This is a genomic window from Paenibacillus nanensis (genome assembly GCF_003583765.1).
Taxonomy (GTDB): Bacteria; Bacillota; Bacilli; order Paenibacillales; family Paenibacillaceae; genus Pristimantibacillus; species Pristimantibacillus nanensis.
In genome coordinates, this window is sequence record NZ_QXQA01000020.1 from 43294 (window position 1) to 58846 (window position 15553).

The 15553-nt window shown below is 53.5% G+C and carries 17 protein-coding genes; 3 read left to right on the forward strand and 14 right to left on the reverse strand.

Annotated elements, in window-relative coordinates:
* Nucleotides 1-267: 267 nt before the first annotated feature.
* Nucleotides 268-1398, reverse strand: a complete 1131-nt coding sequence (locus D3P08_RS27125; RefSeq protein WP_147381846.1) for a hypothetical protein — start codon at nucleotides 1396-1398, stop codon at nucleotides 268-270.
* Nucleotides 1399-1495: 97 nt separating this feature from the next.
* Between D3P08_RS27125 and D3P08_RS23700 the strand changes: the two genes are divergently transcribed.
* Nucleotides 1496-2032, forward strand: a complete 537-nt coding sequence (locus tag D3P08_RS23700; protein ID WP_119602668.1) for a superoxide dismutase family protein — start codon at nucleotides 1496-1498, stop codon at nucleotides 2030-2032.
* Between the two features lie 372 nt (nucleotides 2033-2404).
* On the opposite strand, the gene D3P08_RS23705 is transcribed toward D3P08_RS23700, so the two are convergent.
* The 3 genes from D3P08_RS23705 to D3P08_RS23715 all read right to left on the reverse strand — a co-directional run bounded on the left by D3P08_RS23705 (nucleotide 2405) and on the right by D3P08_RS23715 (nucleotide 5573).
* Nucleotides 2405-3475 (reverse strand): serine hydrolase domain-containing protein, encoded by a 1071-nt coding sequence (locus tag D3P08_RS23705; protein WP_119602611.1) that lies wholly within the window; start codon nucleotides 3473-3475, stop codon nucleotides 2405-2407.
* A 36-nt stretch (nucleotides 3476-3511) separates the two neighbouring features.
* Nucleotides 3512-4987, reverse strand: a complete 1476-nt coding sequence (locus tag D3P08_RS23710) for an amidase family protein (protein WP_119602612.1) — start codon at nucleotides 4985-4987, stop codon at nucleotides 3512-3514.
* Nucleotides 4988-5060: 73 nt separating this feature from the next.
* Nucleotides 5061-5573 (reverse strand): STM3941 family protein, encoded by a 513-nt coding sequence (locus D3P08_RS23715; RefSeq protein ID WP_119602613.1) that lies wholly within the window; start codon nucleotides 5571-5573, stop codon nucleotides 5061-5063.
* Nucleotides 5574-5742: 169 nt separating this feature from the next.
* Between D3P08_RS23715 and D3P08_RS23720 the strand changes: the two genes are divergently transcribed.
* On the forward strand, nucleotides 5743-6237 hold the full coding sequence (locus tag D3P08_RS23720; protein ID WP_119602614.1) for an LURP-one-related/scramblase family protein: 495 nt from the start codon (nucleotides 5743-5745) through the stop codon (nucleotides 6235-6237).
* Between the two features lie 52 nt (nucleotides 6238-6289).
* Here the strand turns inward: D3P08_RS23720 and D3P08_RS23725 are convergent, their stop codons facing one another.
* The 4 genes from D3P08_RS23725 to D3P08_RS23740 form a co-directional block, all read right to left on the reverse strand.
* Nucleotides 6290-7183, reverse strand: a complete 894-nt coding sequence (locus D3P08_RS23725) for an aminoglycoside phosphotransferase family protein (RefSeq protein WP_119602615.1) — start codon at nucleotides 7181-7183, stop codon at nucleotides 6290-6292.
* Between the two features lie 107 nt (nucleotides 7184-7290).
* Entirely contained in the window at nucleotides 7291-8031 is a 741-nt protein-coding gene (locus D3P08_RS23730; RefSeq protein WP_119602616.1) for a hypothetical protein, read from the reverse strand.
* A complete protein-coding gene (locus tag D3P08_RS23735; protein ID WP_119602617.1) occupies nucleotides 8028-8753 on the reverse strand; it encodes a hypothetical protein in 726 nt (241 codons plus the stop codon). The genes D3P08_RS23730 and D3P08_RS23735 overlap by 4 nt, the downstream gene beginning before the upstream one ends.
* A gap of 33 nt (nucleotides 8754-8786) precedes the next feature.
* Nucleotides 8787-9392 (reverse strand): DUF4652 domain-containing protein, encoded by a 606-nt coding sequence (locus tag D3P08_RS23740; RefSeq protein WP_162848586.1) that lies wholly within the window; start codon nucleotides 9390-9392, stop codon nucleotides 8787-8789.
* Between the two features lie 253 nt (nucleotides 9393-9645).
* Here D3P08_RS23740 and D3P08_RS23745 point away from each other — a divergent pair, with 253 nt between their 5' ends.
* Nucleotides 9646-10494 carry a P-loop NTPase family protein gene (locus D3P08_RS23745; protein WP_119602619.1) on the forward strand — a complete coding sequence of 283 codons (849 nt, stop codon included), beginning with the start codon at nucleotides 9646-9648 and terminating at the stop codon, nucleotides 10492-10494.
* 68 nt (nucleotides 10495-10562) lie between these two features.
* On the opposite strand, the gene D3P08_RS23750 is transcribed toward D3P08_RS23745, so the two are convergent.
* From D3P08_RS23750 to D3P08_RS23775, 6 genes are all read right to left on the reverse strand, one after another.
* On the reverse strand, nucleotides 10563-11792 hold the full coding sequence (locus D3P08_RS23750) for an MDR family MFS transporter (protein WP_240647727.1): 1230 nt from the start codon (nucleotides 11790-11792) through the stop codon (nucleotides 10563-10565).
* 289 nt (nucleotides 11793-12081) lie between these two features.
* Complete coding sequence (locus D3P08_RS23755; protein ID WP_119602620.1) at nucleotides 12082-12936, reverse strand: ABC transporter permease; 855 nt, start codon at nucleotides 12934-12936, stop codon at nucleotides 12082-12084.
* Nucleotides 12936-13850 carry an ATP-binding cassette domain-containing protein gene (locus D3P08_RS23760; protein WP_119602621.1) on the reverse strand — a complete coding sequence of 305 codons (915 nt, stop codon included), beginning with the start codon at nucleotides 13848-13850 and terminating at the stop codon, nucleotides 12936-12938. Before D3P08_RS23760 ends, D3P08_RS23755 begins: the two co-directional genes overlap by 1 nt.
* A complete protein-coding gene (locus D3P08_RS23765) occupies nucleotides 13843-14280 on the reverse strand; it encodes a DUF3021 family protein (RefSeq protein WP_119602622.1) in 438 nt (145 codons plus the stop codon). Before D3P08_RS23765 ends, D3P08_RS23760 begins: the two co-directional genes overlap by 8 nt.
* Before the next feature lie 12 nt (nucleotides 14281-14292).
* Nucleotides 14293-14730, reverse strand: a complete 438-nt coding sequence (locus tag D3P08_RS23770; protein ID WP_119602623.1) for a LytTR family DNA-binding domain-containing protein — start codon at nucleotides 14728-14730, stop codon at nucleotides 14293-14295.
* Nucleotides 14731-14948: 218 nt separating this feature from the next.
* A complete protein-coding gene (locus D3P08_RS23775; RefSeq protein ID WP_119602624.1) occupies nucleotides 14949-15500 on the reverse strand; it encodes a glutathione peroxidase in 552 nt (183 codons plus the stop codon).
* Nucleotides 15501-15553 lie beyond the last annotated feature (53 nt).

Sequence of the window (15553 nt, forward strand, 5' to 3'; positions counted from 1 at the left end):
ACCTCCCGCGCTTTTTCAGTTCTACTGTTTCTTAGGATTGGTATAAACCAGCTTTTTTAAAACCTGCCTCTGCATCCATTCGAACATCCCGCGAAAGACCGAGAGCATTAGGTCTTCTCAACCTGCCCCGATGATCGAACGTAGCTGCGAAACCCTCCTTGTGCGCCGAGTTAACCTTCTAAAAAACTACCTGTTCAAACGTGCGTTCAACACTCTATCTATGACTAGCATACTCACCGAACAACCTTTCTATGACTCCATGCTAGATCAATAGTTTGTCAATTTAGCTGTAATCGCGAAACGCCACAGCAGGTGAAATGGGTCGATTCGTGTCGTTTGGAGCTGTAATGGCGAAAAATGCCGCTGCAGGGTGGGACGCGGTACGGGGGGCGGTGTCTGTAACGGCGAAAAACACACACCGTTACGGGAGCTGAAGGCGCCGGATGCGATGCTGTAACGGCGAAAAACGCCGTTACAGGGGCTGATGGCGCCGGCGGCGGTGCTGTAACGGCAAAAAACGCCGTTACAGGGGCTGATGGCGCCGGCGGCGGTGCTGTAACGGCGAAAAACACCGTTACGGGGGCTGATGGCGCCGGCGGCGATGCTGTAACGGCGAAAAACACCGTTACAGGGGCAGATGGCGCCGGCTATGGTGCTGTAACGGCGAAAAACGCCGTTACAGAGGCTGATAGCGCCGGCGGCGATGCTGTAACGGCAAAAAACGCCGTTACGGGGGCTGATAGCGCCGGCTGGGATGCTGTAACGGCGAAAAACGCCGTTATAAGGGCTGATGGCGCCGGCGGCGGTGCTGTAACGGCGAAAAACGCCGTTACAGGGGCTGCAGGCGCCGGCGGCGATGCTGTAACGGCGAAAAACGCCGTTACGGGGGCTGATAGCGTCGGCGGCGGTGCTGTAACGGCGAAAAACGCCGTTACAGGGGCTGGAGGCGCCGGCGGCGATGCTGTAACGGCGAAAAACGCCGTTACAGGGGCTGATGGCGCCCGCGGCACTGCTGTAACGGCGAAAAACGCCGTTAATGGGGCTGCAGGCGCCGGCGGCGATTCCTGTAACGGCGAAAAACACCGTTACAGGGGCTGATGGCGCCGGCGGCGGTGCTGTAACGGCGAAAAACACCGTTACAGGGGCTGATGGCGCCGGCGGCACTGCTGTAACGGCGAAAAACACCGTTACGGGGGCTGTAGGCGCCGGCGGCGGTGCTGTAACGGCGAAAAACGCCGTTACAGGGGCTGAAGGTGCCGGCTGGGATGCTGTAACGGCGAAAAACGCCGTTACAGGGGCTGATGGCGCCCGCGGCACTGCTGTAACGGCGAAAAACGCCGTTACGGGGGCTGCAGGCGCCGGCTGCGATTCCTGTAACGGCGAAAAATATACGGTCATTTCGAGGCCATCGTATAATTTCCAATTTTATGCACATGCTAGAGCTGATACCGTCCTGGAACGGTCTAATTGCAAGCTTAACAAACAGGAGGTCACTATGAAAAAAATTGCAGTTCTCTCTGCGGCGCTGCTTCTCGCGGGCTCCCTCGGCGTTAATTCTGCCCGTGCCGAGGAAGGGACATCGCCTAGTGAAATGCTCGTCCCAATCATCAACAGCAAGGGAGAGCAAATCGGCAGAGCCCAATTGATGCAGCAAGGTGAAAAGGTTGTAATCGGCGTAGAAGCGCAGGGCTTGCCGCCGGGAACACATGCGATTCACATCCATACCGAAGGCAAATGCGATACGCCGGACTTCACGTCGGCAGGCCCGCATTTCAACCCGCATGACAAGCAGCATGGCTTCAAAAATCCGAAGGGCTTCCACAGCGGCGATTTGCCTAACATCGAAGTGAAGTCGGACGGGACTCTGAAGGTGAAGCTCGAAAGCGCAGCTGTCACGCTGAAGCCGGGCAAGCCGAACTCTCTGCTAAAAAGCGGCGGCACGTCGTTAATTATTCACGAGAAAAAAGACGACTACGTGACGGATCCAGCCGGCAATGCAGGCGCCCGTATCGCTTGCGGCGTCATCAAATAACAAACAGGGCCGTTCCCCAATTGAGGGAACGGCCCTGCTCTATTATGTAACTGGCAGCGGCCCGCATGGAGGCAGCGCGGCCAGCGCGCTCCTGTAAGCCGGCTTTCACGGCTTACGAGCACCCCGGTGCGGCCATTGCGCCCCTGTAAGCCGATTTTTACGGCTTACGAGCACCCTGTCGCGGCCAGCGCGCTCCTGTAAGCCGATTTTTACGGCTTACGAGCACCCTGTCGCGGCCAGCGCGCCCCTGTAAGCCGACTTTTACGGCTTACGAGCACCCTGTCGCGGCCAGCGCGCTCCTGTAAGCCGATTTTTACGGCTTACGAGCACCCCGTCGCGGCCAGCGCGCCCCTGTAAGCCGACTTTCACGGCTTACTGACTCCTCACCGCGGCGAGAGCAGAGTCAATCCGCGACGAAATCGCCCCTGCCCCTCGCTCGATATTGCCCAGCACATGAAGCTGGCAGCCCGGCTGTGCCCCCGCGTAGGCCGAGGAGACCATCGTTACTCCGGGGTCGCTGCCCATGACGTAATACTTGAACAACTCCCCGTTCATGTACGTCATCCAGACGCCGTAGCCGTAGCGGGATTTCTCGCTTACGACCATGTGGGGCGTAAGCATCTGGCTCGTCATCTCCTCCGAGAGCAGCCGGTTTCCAAGCAGCGCGTCCCAAAACTTCTCCATATCCCGCGCCGTTGTAAAGGCTCCGCCGTCAGGCCCGCCTATAATCGGCAGCGAGAAATGATTGGTCCGCCAGCCAGCACCGTCAGCGCCATCAGCGCCGTCCACGCGGTCGATGTAGCCTAAGGCCGTCCGTTCCGGAAGCCGATCCATTGCAAAATAACCCGAATCCGTCATCCCGCATGCCTTGAAAATATGCTCCTCCACATATGAGGTAAAGGATTGCCCGCTAAGCCTCTCCACGATCAAACCGAGCAATATAAACCCCGAATTGCAATACGAGAATCGGCTGCCGGGGCTGAATTTCATCGCCCCGTCCTGGAACAACGGCAGGAAGTCGGACGGCGTCTTTATCGAGTAAGCAGGCACCTTCCGCCATAGCTCGCTGAAATCGCTCATCACTTCCTCGTCAAAATAATCCGGCACGCCCGAGCTATGCGTAAGCAAATGGTGGACGTTAACCGCCGGATCAAAGCGCGGAAACTCCTGCTCCAGGACGTCCCCGAGCAAGTCTTCAAAGCGCAGACGCCCCTGCTCCGCGAGCTGGCAGATCGCGACTGCCGTAAAAATTTTGCAGCCTGATGCGATACCAAATCTCGTATCCGGCTCATTCCGGATCTGTTCGCTCCGGTTCGCATAACCGAAGCCCCGCTCCGCCGATTGCCCGGCTGCGTCCCTGAACCGGACCGCGCCCGAGAAAGGCACGGCAGCGGATTGATTATAATCTTCTACGATAGCTTGAATATCGAATTGTACCTTCATAACGGTCGGTCCCTCCACAAACTAAGCGTTCATGCGCTAGCTGACAGCCGGCCGCACGCGGTGTTTGGTCGCTTGCTCATAGCCGTAGGCAAGCTTAATCAAGGTTGGCTCGCTAAACGCCGCGCCCGAGAAAATAACGCCGAACGGCCCTTTGGTCGGATCGCCATCCGGATCGATGATGCCATGCTCCGAATAGCCGGCGGGCACGCAAATGAGCGGGTAGCCCATCCGGGCCGCCATATATTTGCCATCCGCATCCCCGGGCAGCAAGAGCGCATCCAGCCGGTAATGCTCCAGCAAATAGTCGATCCCTTCGCGCCGCGCTTTTTCCTTATAGCTCTCTTGCTCGCGCAAATATTGCTCCTCCGTCATATCGACGGCCTCCGATGCGGTCAATACATCTTGCCCGTACCGCAGCGCGCGCTCCGCATGCGACTCATTGTACGCAATCAGCTCGCTCAACGAACGGACGGGCGCCGATGGGGATAAACCGGACAAATAATGATTGAGCCCCTGCTTAAACTCATAGCTGACGGCGCCCTGATTCCAATTATCCGTAACGACCGGAAGAGGCAGGTCGTCCACAATCGCTGCTCCCAAGCTCCGCAGGTCCGCAATGGCCCTCTCCATAATCGCAAGCCGCTCATCGTCCAAATGCTCGTAATAAGCTCTTGGAATGCCGATTCGAGCTTGCTTGACGTACTCCGCGTCCAGGAACACCGTGTAATCGCGGTAATACTTCCCCTCGCTTGCCAGCGTCCATCCGTCCCGCTCGTCTGCCCCTGTCAACGCGCCGAGCAAAACCGCGGCGTCCGATACCGTTCTGGCGAGCGGGCCCGCTGTATCTTGGTTATACGAGATCGGGATAATGCCCGCCCGGCTCACCAATCCCACCGTCGGTTTAATCCCGGCTAGCGCGTGCTGGCATGCAGGGCCGACAATGGAACCGGCCGTCTCCGTTCCGATCGCGGCAGCCGCAAGGCTGGCTGCAGCAGCCGCCGCTGAACCGGAGCTGGAGCCGCTCACGAACAGTTCTCCCGGCCCGTATGGGTTCAGCACTTGGCCCCCGCGCGAGCTATATCCTGCAGGCATGCGGCTGGACATAAAGTTGGCCCATTCCGTCATATTCGTTTTGCCGAGCAGTACGGCCCCTGCTTCCCTTAGCTTCCGCGCGACCGTCGAATCCGCCGGCGCAATGGAATCTGCCAAGGCAATCGATCCTGCGCTCGTATGCATCCGGTCGTGTGTGTCGATATTATCCTTCAGCAGAATCGGAATGCCGTGCAGAGGCCCCCGGCTTCCCCTGTCCCTTCTTTCCGCATCCAGCGCTTTAGCGATGTCAACCGCATCCGGATTCAGCTCCAAAACCGCATGAATAAGCGGATTGAGCTGCTCAATCCGCCCGATATATGCCTTCACCAGCTCCTCCGAGCTGTATCGTCCCTCTTCCATTGCGGACTGCAGCATAAGTATGTCCGCCTCCACAATCCATTCCTTCAGTGAAACACTCACTTTTCGTCCACTCCCATCTAGATATACGACCACTTTAACATGGGAGCGGAGCCGGTTTATATGTAAAGTTTAGTTATAACGAACTTGCCCTTTTATTAATCTCCTCCATCAAGGCGGGAAGGGAGCACTTCAGCATTTTTAACGGAATATGCGCTTGCGCCGGGCTAAGGCCTTTGTTCATCTTGACGAGCATGCGCTGAAAGCCCGTATATCTTCTCATGATCAAGTCCGGGTCATGCGTAAAAATACATAAATAGTCCTGGTTAAACATGCGCAAAGCCTGGATGTCTTTAATGTCCTCCCAACGGATAAGCCCCGCCGGCGTGTAGGTCGCTTGATCGGTGATTCCCTCCTTCGAGATGATCAGCATTGGCGAACGGTCGAACAGCTTCTTCAAATAAAGCACCAGACAGAAGCCAAAAAACACAATGCTCACAATGCCGATCACCGTCAGCATGCCCCGCTCTCCCGCTTCAGCTTCAGGCGCAAGCACGAAGAACAAAATGCCTACTAGCACAAAAATAAGCGCCCCCAATCCAAGCAAAACCATCCTGCCTTTCCTCGCATACACATAAAATTCGTTCATGTCCATCTCCTGTTCTTGTTGTCCTTGTTATTCCATTCTATTAGCAGCCGAACTTTCTCATTCTAGCACACCCCCAAATCCCCCAAAATAGCCCTTATGTCCTGCAACACTCGCCCTTCTTTGAACGTATTACTCATAATAGCCAAATACGTAAGGAGTGACGGACGATATGGAATTGTATTTCAGCGATCGGTTTTTCAGTTCAGGTGTAACGGGCATTATGAATGCGGCTGGCGAGGCGGCCGGAACGCTCGATTTGGAAAGCATGATGACCTACTCCGTCTCGGTCTATGGACCGGACTCCGCGTTCCGGTATGCCGGGAAGTTCCGTTTCTTCAGCAATAAATGGGAAGTGCTTGATGAGAGCGGCTTTGAAGTCGGCTTGCTGCATACCCGATTTTCTTTGTTCAGCAAACGTTACGAATATGATGCGGGAAGCCGCGGCCTCTATACCATCGAATCGCCCGCCTTCTCCCATGACTACTCCATTCTCGACGGGCATGAGTCCGAGGTGGCCTCCTTTCAGAAGGTCAGCGGATGGCTGCAGGCCGGCGCTTTCCAGCTCCGGAACCATTCGCCTCAGCTTAACAGCTATGAGCTTGTCGCGGTCATCATGGGGGTCCACAGTATTCAGAAGAGACAAAACAGCGCCGCAGCAACTTAGCCGCAAAAAAACAGCCCTCTGTCCGCCGAAGGACGCAAGAGGGCTGTTTGGCTTAAGACACCTTTAATCCCGTTATAAAATCCTCCGCCAGCTCGAGCTGCCGCATTGCAAATTGCCTATCGCCGCGGTCCTGTAAAGCATAGTCCAGATTACCGATAGTCGATAGGAGCACACGCGCCTTCATCGCGAAGCAGAAGTCTTCCAGCTCGCCGCGCCCTGACGCGTAATTGTGCATGAAGGCAAAGACGGGTTCCCGGTATCCGCCGAATAAAGCCAGATTAGCCGCATAGGAAGCCATATCCCAATATGGAGGCATGAACGACGCATCCTCGAAATCTGTCCATAGCCATCCGTCTGGTCCGGCGAGCAGGTTGCCGGCATGGGCATCGCCATGACAAGGCTGCAGCGCCCTGGCCCCTGACCGCATCTCCTCGTCCAGGCGGTGAAATTGGTCAAGCAGCCGGCTAATTCTTCCGTCCGATTGCTTGGACAGTCTATCGGCGGATGAAGCAGCCCGGTTCCACACGCCAAGTATAGGCAGCGTGCCGCTGAAGGTCCGAATGGCCTCCGTTAAGCGGGTTATAGCTTTAAAGGCTTCTTCCGGAGAAGGCCTCATCCTCTCTGCCTGCGGGACGAACTCCCATAGCGTCAGCCACGCTCCGCCTGCGTCATAAGGCCCTGCAGGAACGATTCCGGCAGGCTTCAAGACCGGAACTCCTTCTCCGTCCAAGTAACGCGCAATCGCTAATTCACGATCAGCTATACGATAAGCGCTTGATGAATCCTGAGCCGCTGCGTCAGTCGATACGCGGGCGACGATCGGATAGGGATACAAATGAAGGATAAGATGAGCGCCTCTGCTAATGACGGCCGGCGTGATTCCGCCGAGCCCCAGCCTCTTCGCGGCATTCAGCGCATTTGCAATTTCACTGTCAAATTTCTTCACTAGCTCTCACTCCAATCTGCCTTCATCATAATGACCAGCGAGACAGCCAGGAAAGAGAAAATTTAGTTATAACCATTGTTTCGTACCCGCTCTCTTTATGGCTTCCGTCATGGCCGCTCCAGTTCATTTTCATTCAAAATATTGACAAAGTCGGTCCTTATGCTTTCTAAGAATGAAGTGCCGAAGGTGCTAAACCCTCCCGAGCGAGGCGGATTATCCGCCAAGACCGGCAGCCAGTAAATCGACGTATTTTCCCGATATTCAAAGGAAAACAGCCCCCTTGTACGGCTCATCCGCTGCTCTTCCCGCAGCAGCTTCGCCCAATGATCGGGATAAGGAATCGCGCCGTAAGGCTGCTTACCAAAATCGACGGGCTGCTCCAGCTGGATCCGAGGCGTATAATAGTCGATGCCGTCCGATCTTCCTGCGTTTCTCTGCCGAATGAAGTAAAAGCTGAAATCCTCTATCTCCCCCTGAGGCCGAATATTCCATACGAGATAGTAACGGGAAGGATCGTTGGGGCTGAGCTTCCAAATATGCGGTCCGCTGTCCGTATCGATTCTGCCGACCCGCCATTTACGCTTCTCCCATACCCAGAAGCTTACGGCATAATAGCCTCCCTTCGAAATATAAGGGATGAACGCATGCCGCTTATCAAGCTTGATCCGGTCAAGAATCTGCTCGGCCTCGGCCCCTCTCCGTTCTCTTACCGACAACGCTTCGTTAATTTCCGCGGCCGCCATCGCATCATCCGGGAGCGGTCCCGGCTTGCCGTCGTATTGACGGAAGAATAGGATGATTGCGGCGATTAGCAAAACGGCCGATGCGATAATGAGCTTCCATTTCATGATTCAACCGCCTCCCCGTTAATCAGCGGCTTCTCGGAACGAAAGTAGTAGCTCCTGTCCGCGGCGGCGATAAGAAGCCCTTTCCCGTCCATTTCGATATAGACAACAGCGCGGAGTCCGCTCCCCCAGCTAGGCTTTGCGCCAACCAACGCATAAGGGAACCGTTCGTGCTGATAGTACGGCTCATGCTCAAACTTCGATTGATAATACCAATCGGCGGAGTCGGACATATCCCCAATCTGAAGCGTATCCAGCAAGCTCGCGAACTCGCTCGGATCCCACACAACAGCCTGCGCTGAAGGGTGAATGCCTATAATCTCCGCCTTCCCTACATCAGCCAAATAAGTCGAGGGGTCCCTTTTGTCGTATATAGCCTGATGAGCAGCCCCGGACAATAACGTGACGATTAGAAACAGATAATTGGCGGCAAACCCGAGCCACGCGAAGCGGCGGTACGCGTCCCAAGATCTTTTTCGAAAAAATAAATATAATATCCACACCCCGAGCGGGAGAATCGACAGCTTAGCGGTCTGGCCGAACATTGGCAAATTAAGATTGAATGCGAATAGCCCGACCCATACGACGATAACCATCTTCCAAACGACGGGCTTCTTCGGCAGCTTCCTATACTGGCGAATGGTTAAGTACAGCACGATGCACCAGCCTGCCAGCACCCCGGCTAGATGCACCATGTTGACAGGCTGCCCAAATACAATCTGCATGTGCGCCCTCCTATTCGGCGAAAGCCTTCGTATCTATTTCTCGGTTATCTCTATTACTTTGGTTTCCGAAGCATAATCGGTAAAGTCCTCGTTATAAGTAGCAACGTTCATCGAAATGGAGGCTTCTTTAATCGTCAAATCGCGTATATCCTGATTCTGTTGGACCTGTAAAAGCAGCTGATGCTCCTTCTCGTTCAGATCCAACAAATATAAATTTTGGTTGAAGGAGATTGTGCCGTATGTATTTCCTGTTAGAATCAGCAAGTTGTCGTCGTCAAACCAGAGTATTTGTTTGACGGAATTCCCGTCACCGGCATCGTCCAGCGAAAATAGCTTTTTACTTTCATCCTTTTGCGCGTCATACAGCCATGCTTCGCCAGCCAACTCAAACTCATAAGGCGAAATAAACGCAAGCTTCGTTTTATCCGAGCTGATTACTGGCTTAGACGGATAGTCATCAACCGCACTAATTTCTTTCCAATCCTCTCCCCTTTTGACCTTTATCGATGGAGGCTCATTTTCCGGATAGAAGACAGTCTCAGCTAAAATTAATTCCGATGAAGAACCTCCGGCATCATTACTGCAGCCGGTCAACAGTGAAATGATAAGCAAGCAAAGCAAAGGCATTTTACGCAGCATGTGATCACCCCCCAAATGATGCTGAAGTCTGTCGATCATCCTCAAGGAGTAATTGCCAGACCCCTTACCCTGTTAAGGACGCCCATTATTGGCTGGAGGTTGCATCAAAAAATCGAAATAGGCGGTAGAAAGAATTCCTCGCTTAAGATAGAATATCCATTGTCTGCAATTTGGCTAATCCGAATTAGAGGTGAGTACGGTGGAGTATGTAGAAGGGTAAATCGACAAATCTAATCTAATAGGAGAAGCAACGATGCGCACAAACCTTTTACTTGTAGAAGGCTTGCCCGGGTCCGGTAAATCCACCACGGCAAACCTGCTTTATGACCTACTAAAAGCGAATGCTTGCAATGTCGAATTGTTTACGGAGGGGAATCTCGATCACCCTGCCGATTATGACGGGGTCTCCGTGTTCACGAAAGACGAGTTCGAACAATTGCTGCTGGAAACCGAGAATGAGAAACTAAGAAAGGCTTTTGTCAATCAAGCGTGGGCAAAAGGAAAGGAGATCTTCCTCCCCTATCGAAAAATACAATCGGAGGCTGGTCTGCCGGACGATCTGCTCAGCGTTATTTTCAAGAAGGATATTTATGAGCTCCCCTTCGACCGAAATGTGGAGCTGATCGCGGACAGGTGGGCGGCGTTTTCGGAAAAAGCGCTCTCAGAGCAGAAAATCTATATTTTTGAATGCTGCTTTATTCAAAACCCTTTAACGATTGGCATGGTCAAATATGGCGAACCAAAGGAAAAGGTCGTTCAATATGTGAACCGGCTGACCGCAGCCATTGAACGATTGAATCCCGTATTGTTTTACGTCGATCAGCTTGATATCAGCTATTCGTTTAAAAAAGCAGTGAAGGAACGCCCGGCGGAATGGTCTGCTGGATTCATCGATTACTACACGAACCAAGGGTATGGGAAAATGCATCAGCTGCACGGATTAGAAGGGACGCTGCAGGTGCTTGAAGCGAGGAGAGAAATCGAGCGGGAGATATTTGCGAGCTTACCTTTCGGAAAAGTGTTGCTCGACAATTCGACCTTCGATAAAGAGAAGCATAAGTCCAATTTATCCGACAAGTTAACAGCCTTTGGCATTCTATAAATTAAGAAACAGCCCTCCTGCCGTTTACGGAATGGAGGGCTGATCTTATTTAACCCGGTACTCGTTTTTTATGCGCCTACTCTCATCGTCTCCAGCTTCGCCTTCTCCGACTGCATCTCGCCCACGCGGAAGAACCAGATCGAGACGATCGAGACAACCGCAACCGTTACGAACAAAACTTCACCGCTGAAGCCCTGGAGCAGAATGCCGCCCAGCCACGGGCCCAGGAAATGCCCTAAGCTCGTGAAGGTTTGGGCCCCGAAGTACGTGCCTCTTAAATCGTCCGGCGCTAACCGGTCCACGATCATGGAACCGGCCGGGAACGTCAAAATTTCTCCCCAAGTGAAGACAACCATAGACAGGATGAGCAGCCACCAGCTTCCGCTGAAGGCAAAGCCGACATGTCCAATCGCATAAAAGAGGCTGCCTACCGTAATCGCCCGCATCGGCGAATGCTTCTCCGCCCACTTCGAGAACGGGAGCTGGAACGCGACAACGACGATGGCGTTGACGCTCATCATCCAGGCGAACAGCTCGACGCCATTCGCAAACTGCCCGTCCACGAATTGCGACAGCGTCGACGTCATTTGCGAATACGCGACCGCCGTAACGATCCCCCCGATAATGAAGTAACGGAACGCTCGGTCTCTGCGGATCACATTCCAGGACTGCTTCATCGTGACTTGCTCCTTCTTCTCCCCCTCAATTTTGCGGATGCCGAATTTTTTCAGGAGAATATGGAGCAGAATGCCGTAGCTTAAGTAGACGCAGCCGGTAATGATCCATGGCAGCCGGCCGCTCATTGCGGCGAACAACGTGCCGAGCAGCGGCCCGACGGAAACGCCGATATTGATCGCCAGATAACGCAGGGAGAAAACCGAGAATCGCTTCTCTTTCTCCGTAAGATCCGCCATCAACGCTTGCGAGACCGGCTCGTAGAAGGAACGGCATAAACCGTTGACCGCGTTAAGCAGCGCGAAGAGGATCGGGATTCCCGTGAAAGCGAAGCCTAAAAATACGAAGCCCCACATATAAATGGCGGCCAGCATGACGATCCTTCGCCCGAACCTGTCGGAGAGATAGCCGCCGAAGAAGCCGCCGAACATCCCGGCAAGCGACCCGATGCCGACGGTTACGCCAACCATCGTAGGACTCATATCGGTTGCCGCTATAAGATAGATGGCGAGGAAGGGCAGGCTCATCGAGCTTCCGATCCTCGCAAAGATCGTGCCGACAAGCAGCACATTTACAATCGGATGAAATTGGCCAATCATGCTAAACATACGACTTAGCTTCATCGAACCCCTTCTTTCTCTAGCTGTAAAAGAATTAACGGAACTCGATGTTCAGAAGTTGCCTGCGGCTCTAGCAATTCTTCTTTTATCGGTTCAATCGATTGGTATACACAAAGGGAACCCTCTCCAAGAAAAGGTTCCCTTCATCCCATAAGCGTCAATGCTTGTTTATGAATAAAATGTGAACTTCAGCTGGAAGCGTATGCCCATTATACATGACTCGATATTTGTCGACAATACAAATTTGTACAAATTATACAAAGCCGTCTATGAGTCTACTTCCGCGAATCGTCTATTTGTTTTTCCGAGCCATCAGCGCGATTGACAGCAGATAGAAGAGTGCGGCCGTGCCAACCAGAACGAGTATGCTGCTCCCCATAGTAGTCGTCGTATCTCCGAATTGGTAGACGACGCCCATGTCCAGCTTAAACGCCTGGGCGGATTCGGCAGGCGCGCCCGCGAACGACAGCTCCATCGGGCGTTCCACCATCACGGTGCGGATTAAGGAGCCGGCATGGGAGACCGGAAATATTTTAATGATCAATTGAACGGCTTCGGGAAGAGATCCGATTGGAATGTAGATGCCCGTTAGAAAGCCGATCAGCGTGCCGATAATAGTGCTCGTTGTCGTAAAGGCGCTCTGACTGCGCAGCAGAGAGGTGATGAAAAAGACGATCGAGCTGCTGGCGAGCACGGATAGCAGGATAAGACCGATTATTTTCAGAACTGCGCCAACCGGCAGCCATTCCCCGCCCTGCGCGACGATATAAATCTCCGCCAGAAGGAACGTAACCAGACTAAGGACAACTCCAATGACAAATGCGCTTAAAATGTAGCCCCCGACGATGCTCCGTCTTTTCACCGGCGCCGCCGTAAAATCTTTGATCGTCTTACGCGTGCGATCCTCCACCATGGTGCCGAACGCCCCTAGCGTCGAAGTGACCGTCGTTACCGCGAGTATGCCGGCCATGACCCAGCTGTCCAGCAGGAAATCCGCCGCCGGCACATCCGGCAGACCGCTCCGCATTGTGTCGCCCAAGAACAGCACATATAACCCCAATATGATAAATACCGATAGAAAAGACATGACTACGCCGCCGCGGTCGCGGAAAAACAGCTTCAAATTACGTCTCGCGATTACCGTCATTACGATCTGACCTCCGTACCTGTAAGATTCAAAAACACATCGTCCATCGTGCCGCTTACGATCTCGATTCCCGCGATATTGGCCCCGCAGCCTTCAACAATAGGCAGCGCGTGAGCCGTTTGCTTCAACGGAATATGGTAGACGCCCGAAACAATCATATAATCAAGCGCCTTGGACTGCAGATAAGCCTGCAGCTCCTCCGCATTATGCGGCATCAGCTTCAGCAGATCCGTCGCATACCGCTCCTTCAATTCATACGGCGTGCCTCCGGCGAGCACCTTGCCATGGTCCATAATGATGATGTAATCGGCCTGGGCGGCTTCCTCCATGTAATGCGTCGTGAGGAAAATGGTCATGCCCTGCTCCTTCTGCAGCTGGCGAATCGTCGTCCATACGTTTTTACGCGTTTGCGGGTCGAGGCCCGTCGTCGGCTCGTCAAGGAACAGCACCTTCGGCGTATGAATCAGCGCCCGGGCGATATCCGCGCGTCTGCGCTGTCCACCGGACAGCTTACCGTAAGGGCGGTTCAGAAAATCGCCGACATCGGCTGTTGCCGCGGCTCTTGCGACGGCAGCCTTCAGCTCGGAACGGGACAGGTTATAGAAGCTCCCCCTTACGAACAGGTTTTCCTTCACCGTAAGCAGCGGGTCGAGCAGGCTGTCTTGGAACACGATCCCGATCGAGGAGCGAATGCCGTCGTCCTCCCGCCCCAGCTTATAGCCGCTGATCGTTGCTTCGCCCGCATCCGGCTTAAGCTGCGTCGTCAGCATATCGATCGTCGTCGACTTGCCTGCGCCGTTAGGTCCGAGGAAGGCGAACAGACTGCCCTCCTCCACGTAGAAGTCGACGCCTTGCACCGCGCGAAGCTCGCCGAACGATTTTTGAAGCCCTGATACTTCGATGATTTTACTCATGCTTCTCTCCCCCTGCTTTGTTTGGTTGCTGCATTCTCCGGCTCAACTGCTTATTAATTTCGCTCGCGTCTGCCTTGCCTTTAATCATGACAACGGCGCTTACGCCGACATAGATAATGAGGATCATGCCGATAATCGGCAGGATGTACGACCACTCGAGCGGGAACAGATCAAAGGCGATCCCGATGCCGAAGACGGATACGGCAACATCCAAGATACGTACGAGCGAATTGACCGGGCCATTGCTGATCGGCAGCCGGTCCGTCAGCGCGATCAATACCGAGCCGCAAAGCGTCATAAGGAAGTAGAGTAAAATTTCGTTCATCGTCATCGGCGAGAACAGCCCCAGCTCCGACAGCAGCGCGTAAATAAGGATAAGGAACGTAAAAGACATACAGGTTATCGTAAAATAAGTTTTAAACGTCGACATCGCACAGCCTCCCTAGAACTCGATTTTTTCCTTCAGCGCTTGAACATAGTGGCGGTTAATAATGAGCTTCTCCTTGTTCGCCAGCGTCGCTTCCAGCTTGCCGTTCAGGAGCGCCCGCACGCTGGACAGCTTCGCCACGTTCAAGATGCAGGATTTGCTGATCCGGACGAAATGGCTGCTCGCCAGATGCCCTTCCAGCTCATAAAGCTTATAACCGCATTCGTACACGTCCTTCTCGCCGTATAGAAACGTTTTGTTATCGGTCGATTCGAAGTAGAACACATCCTCGAGCCGGATCAGATGGCTGACGCCGTCTTTCTTGCCGGGAATAGCGAACGAATACAGCCGGATCTGCGCGATCAGCCGCTCCAGGTTCTCGTCAATCATTCCGCATTTAATCGTAATTTCGACCTCTTGATGCTCCAGTGACTGGTCTATGATAAGCTTCAAGCTTACCGCTCCTCTCTTGGTGCTCCGATTCAGCTTTTCTGTACACAGAATACCACCATTTTCCGAGACTGCAATGCCATTTGCGGTTAGTTGCGTTTTTAGAGGGGTGAAATGCATAAATGAGAGATCAAAAGGAGGTAAACGAGGGGAAAGGATGATTTCTACCCATTGCATCCATAACGAAAAAACCGCCGGACATGGCCGGCGGTTCCATTTCTTTACCTTTGCAGTGCTGCCTCAATCGCCGGTTCGAGCTCGAACGGATCCGCCGTGGACTCGAAGCGCTCCAGCACATTTCCATCGCGGCCGACCAGAAACTTCGTAAAATTCCATTTGATCGAATCGCCTTCCATGTAGTGCGGAACTTTTTCCTGAATGAGAGCCAGCAAGATTTTTGCCGCAGAATGGGTTTCGTCGAAGCCGGCAAAAGACTTCGAACCTGCGAGGTATGTAAATAAAGGATGCGCTTCGTGATCCCTGACGTTTACTTTCTGAAACATAGGGAAGGAAACGCCGTAATTGAGTGTGCAAAACGCCTGTACCTTCTCGTTGCTGTCCGGCTCTTGATCGGCGAATTGATTGCACGGGAATCCAAGAATCGTGAAGCCCCGGTCCTTATATTTTTCGTATAGCGTCTGGAGATCCTTGTATTGAAACGTGAACCCGCATCGGCTCGCGACATTTACGATCAATACGACTTGCCCTCTGTACTCGCCCAGCGAAACGTCCTTGCCGTTCATCGCGGTCGCGGAATAATGATAAATGCTCATATTAGTTCCTCCTGTTAAATCTAAGTTGTATGCTTCTTGATTATATCGCGCTT

Coding starts and splice junctions, on each gene's coding strand:
- D3P08_RS27125 (WP_147381846.1), bottom strand. CDS start 1,398: ATGACCGTATATTTTTCGCCGTTACAGGAATCGCAGCCGGCGCCTGCA.
- D3P08_RS23700 (WP_119602668.1), top strand. CDS start 1,496: ATGAAAAAAATTGCAGTTCTCTCTGCGGCGCTGCTTCTCGCGGGCTCC.
- D3P08_RS23705 (WP_119602611.1), bottom strand. CDS start 3,475: ATGAAGGTACAATTCGATATTCAAGCTATCGTAGAAGATTATAATCAA.
- D3P08_RS23715 (WP_119602613.1), bottom strand. CDS start 5,573: ATGAACGAATTTTATGTGTATGCGAGGAAAGGCAGGATGGTTTTGCTT.
- D3P08_RS23720 (WP_119602614.1), top strand. CDS start 5,743: ATGGAATTGTATTTCAGCGATCGGTTTTTCAGTTCAGGTGTAACGGGC.
- D3P08_RS23730 (WP_119602616.1), bottom strand. CDS start 8,031: ATGAAATGGAAGCTCATTATCGCATCGGCCGTTTTGCTAATCGCCGCA.
- D3P08_RS23735 (WP_119602617.1), bottom strand. CDS start 8,753: ATGCAGATTGTATTTGGGCAGCCTGTCAACATGGTGCATCTAGCCGGG.
- D3P08_RS23740 (WP_162848586.1), bottom strand. CDS start 9,392: ATGCTGCGTAAAATGCCTTTGCTTTGCTTGCTTATCATTTCACTGTTG.
- D3P08_RS23745 (WP_119602619.1), top strand. CDS start 9,646: ATGCGCACAAACCTTTTACTTGTAGAAGGCTTGCCCGGGTCCGGTAAA.
- D3P08_RS23750 (WP_240647727.1), bottom strand. CDS start 11,792: ATGAAGCTAAGTCGTATGTTTAGCATGATTGGCCAATTTCATCCGATT.
- D3P08_RS23755 (WP_119602620.1), bottom strand. CDS start 12,936: ATGACGGTAATCGCGAGACGTAATTTGAAGCTGTTTTTCCGCGACCGC.
- D3P08_RS23760 (WP_119602621.1), bottom strand. CDS start 13,850: ATGAGTAAAATCATCGAAGTATCAGGGCTTCAAAAATCGTTCGGCGAG.
- D3P08_RS23765 (WP_119602622.1), bottom strand. CDS start 14,280: ATGTCGACGTTTAAAACTTATTTTACGATAACCTGTATGTCTTTTACG.
- D3P08_RS23775 (WP_119602624.1), bottom strand. CDS start 15,500: ATGAGCATTTATCATTATTCCGCGACCGCGATGAACGGCAAGGACGTT.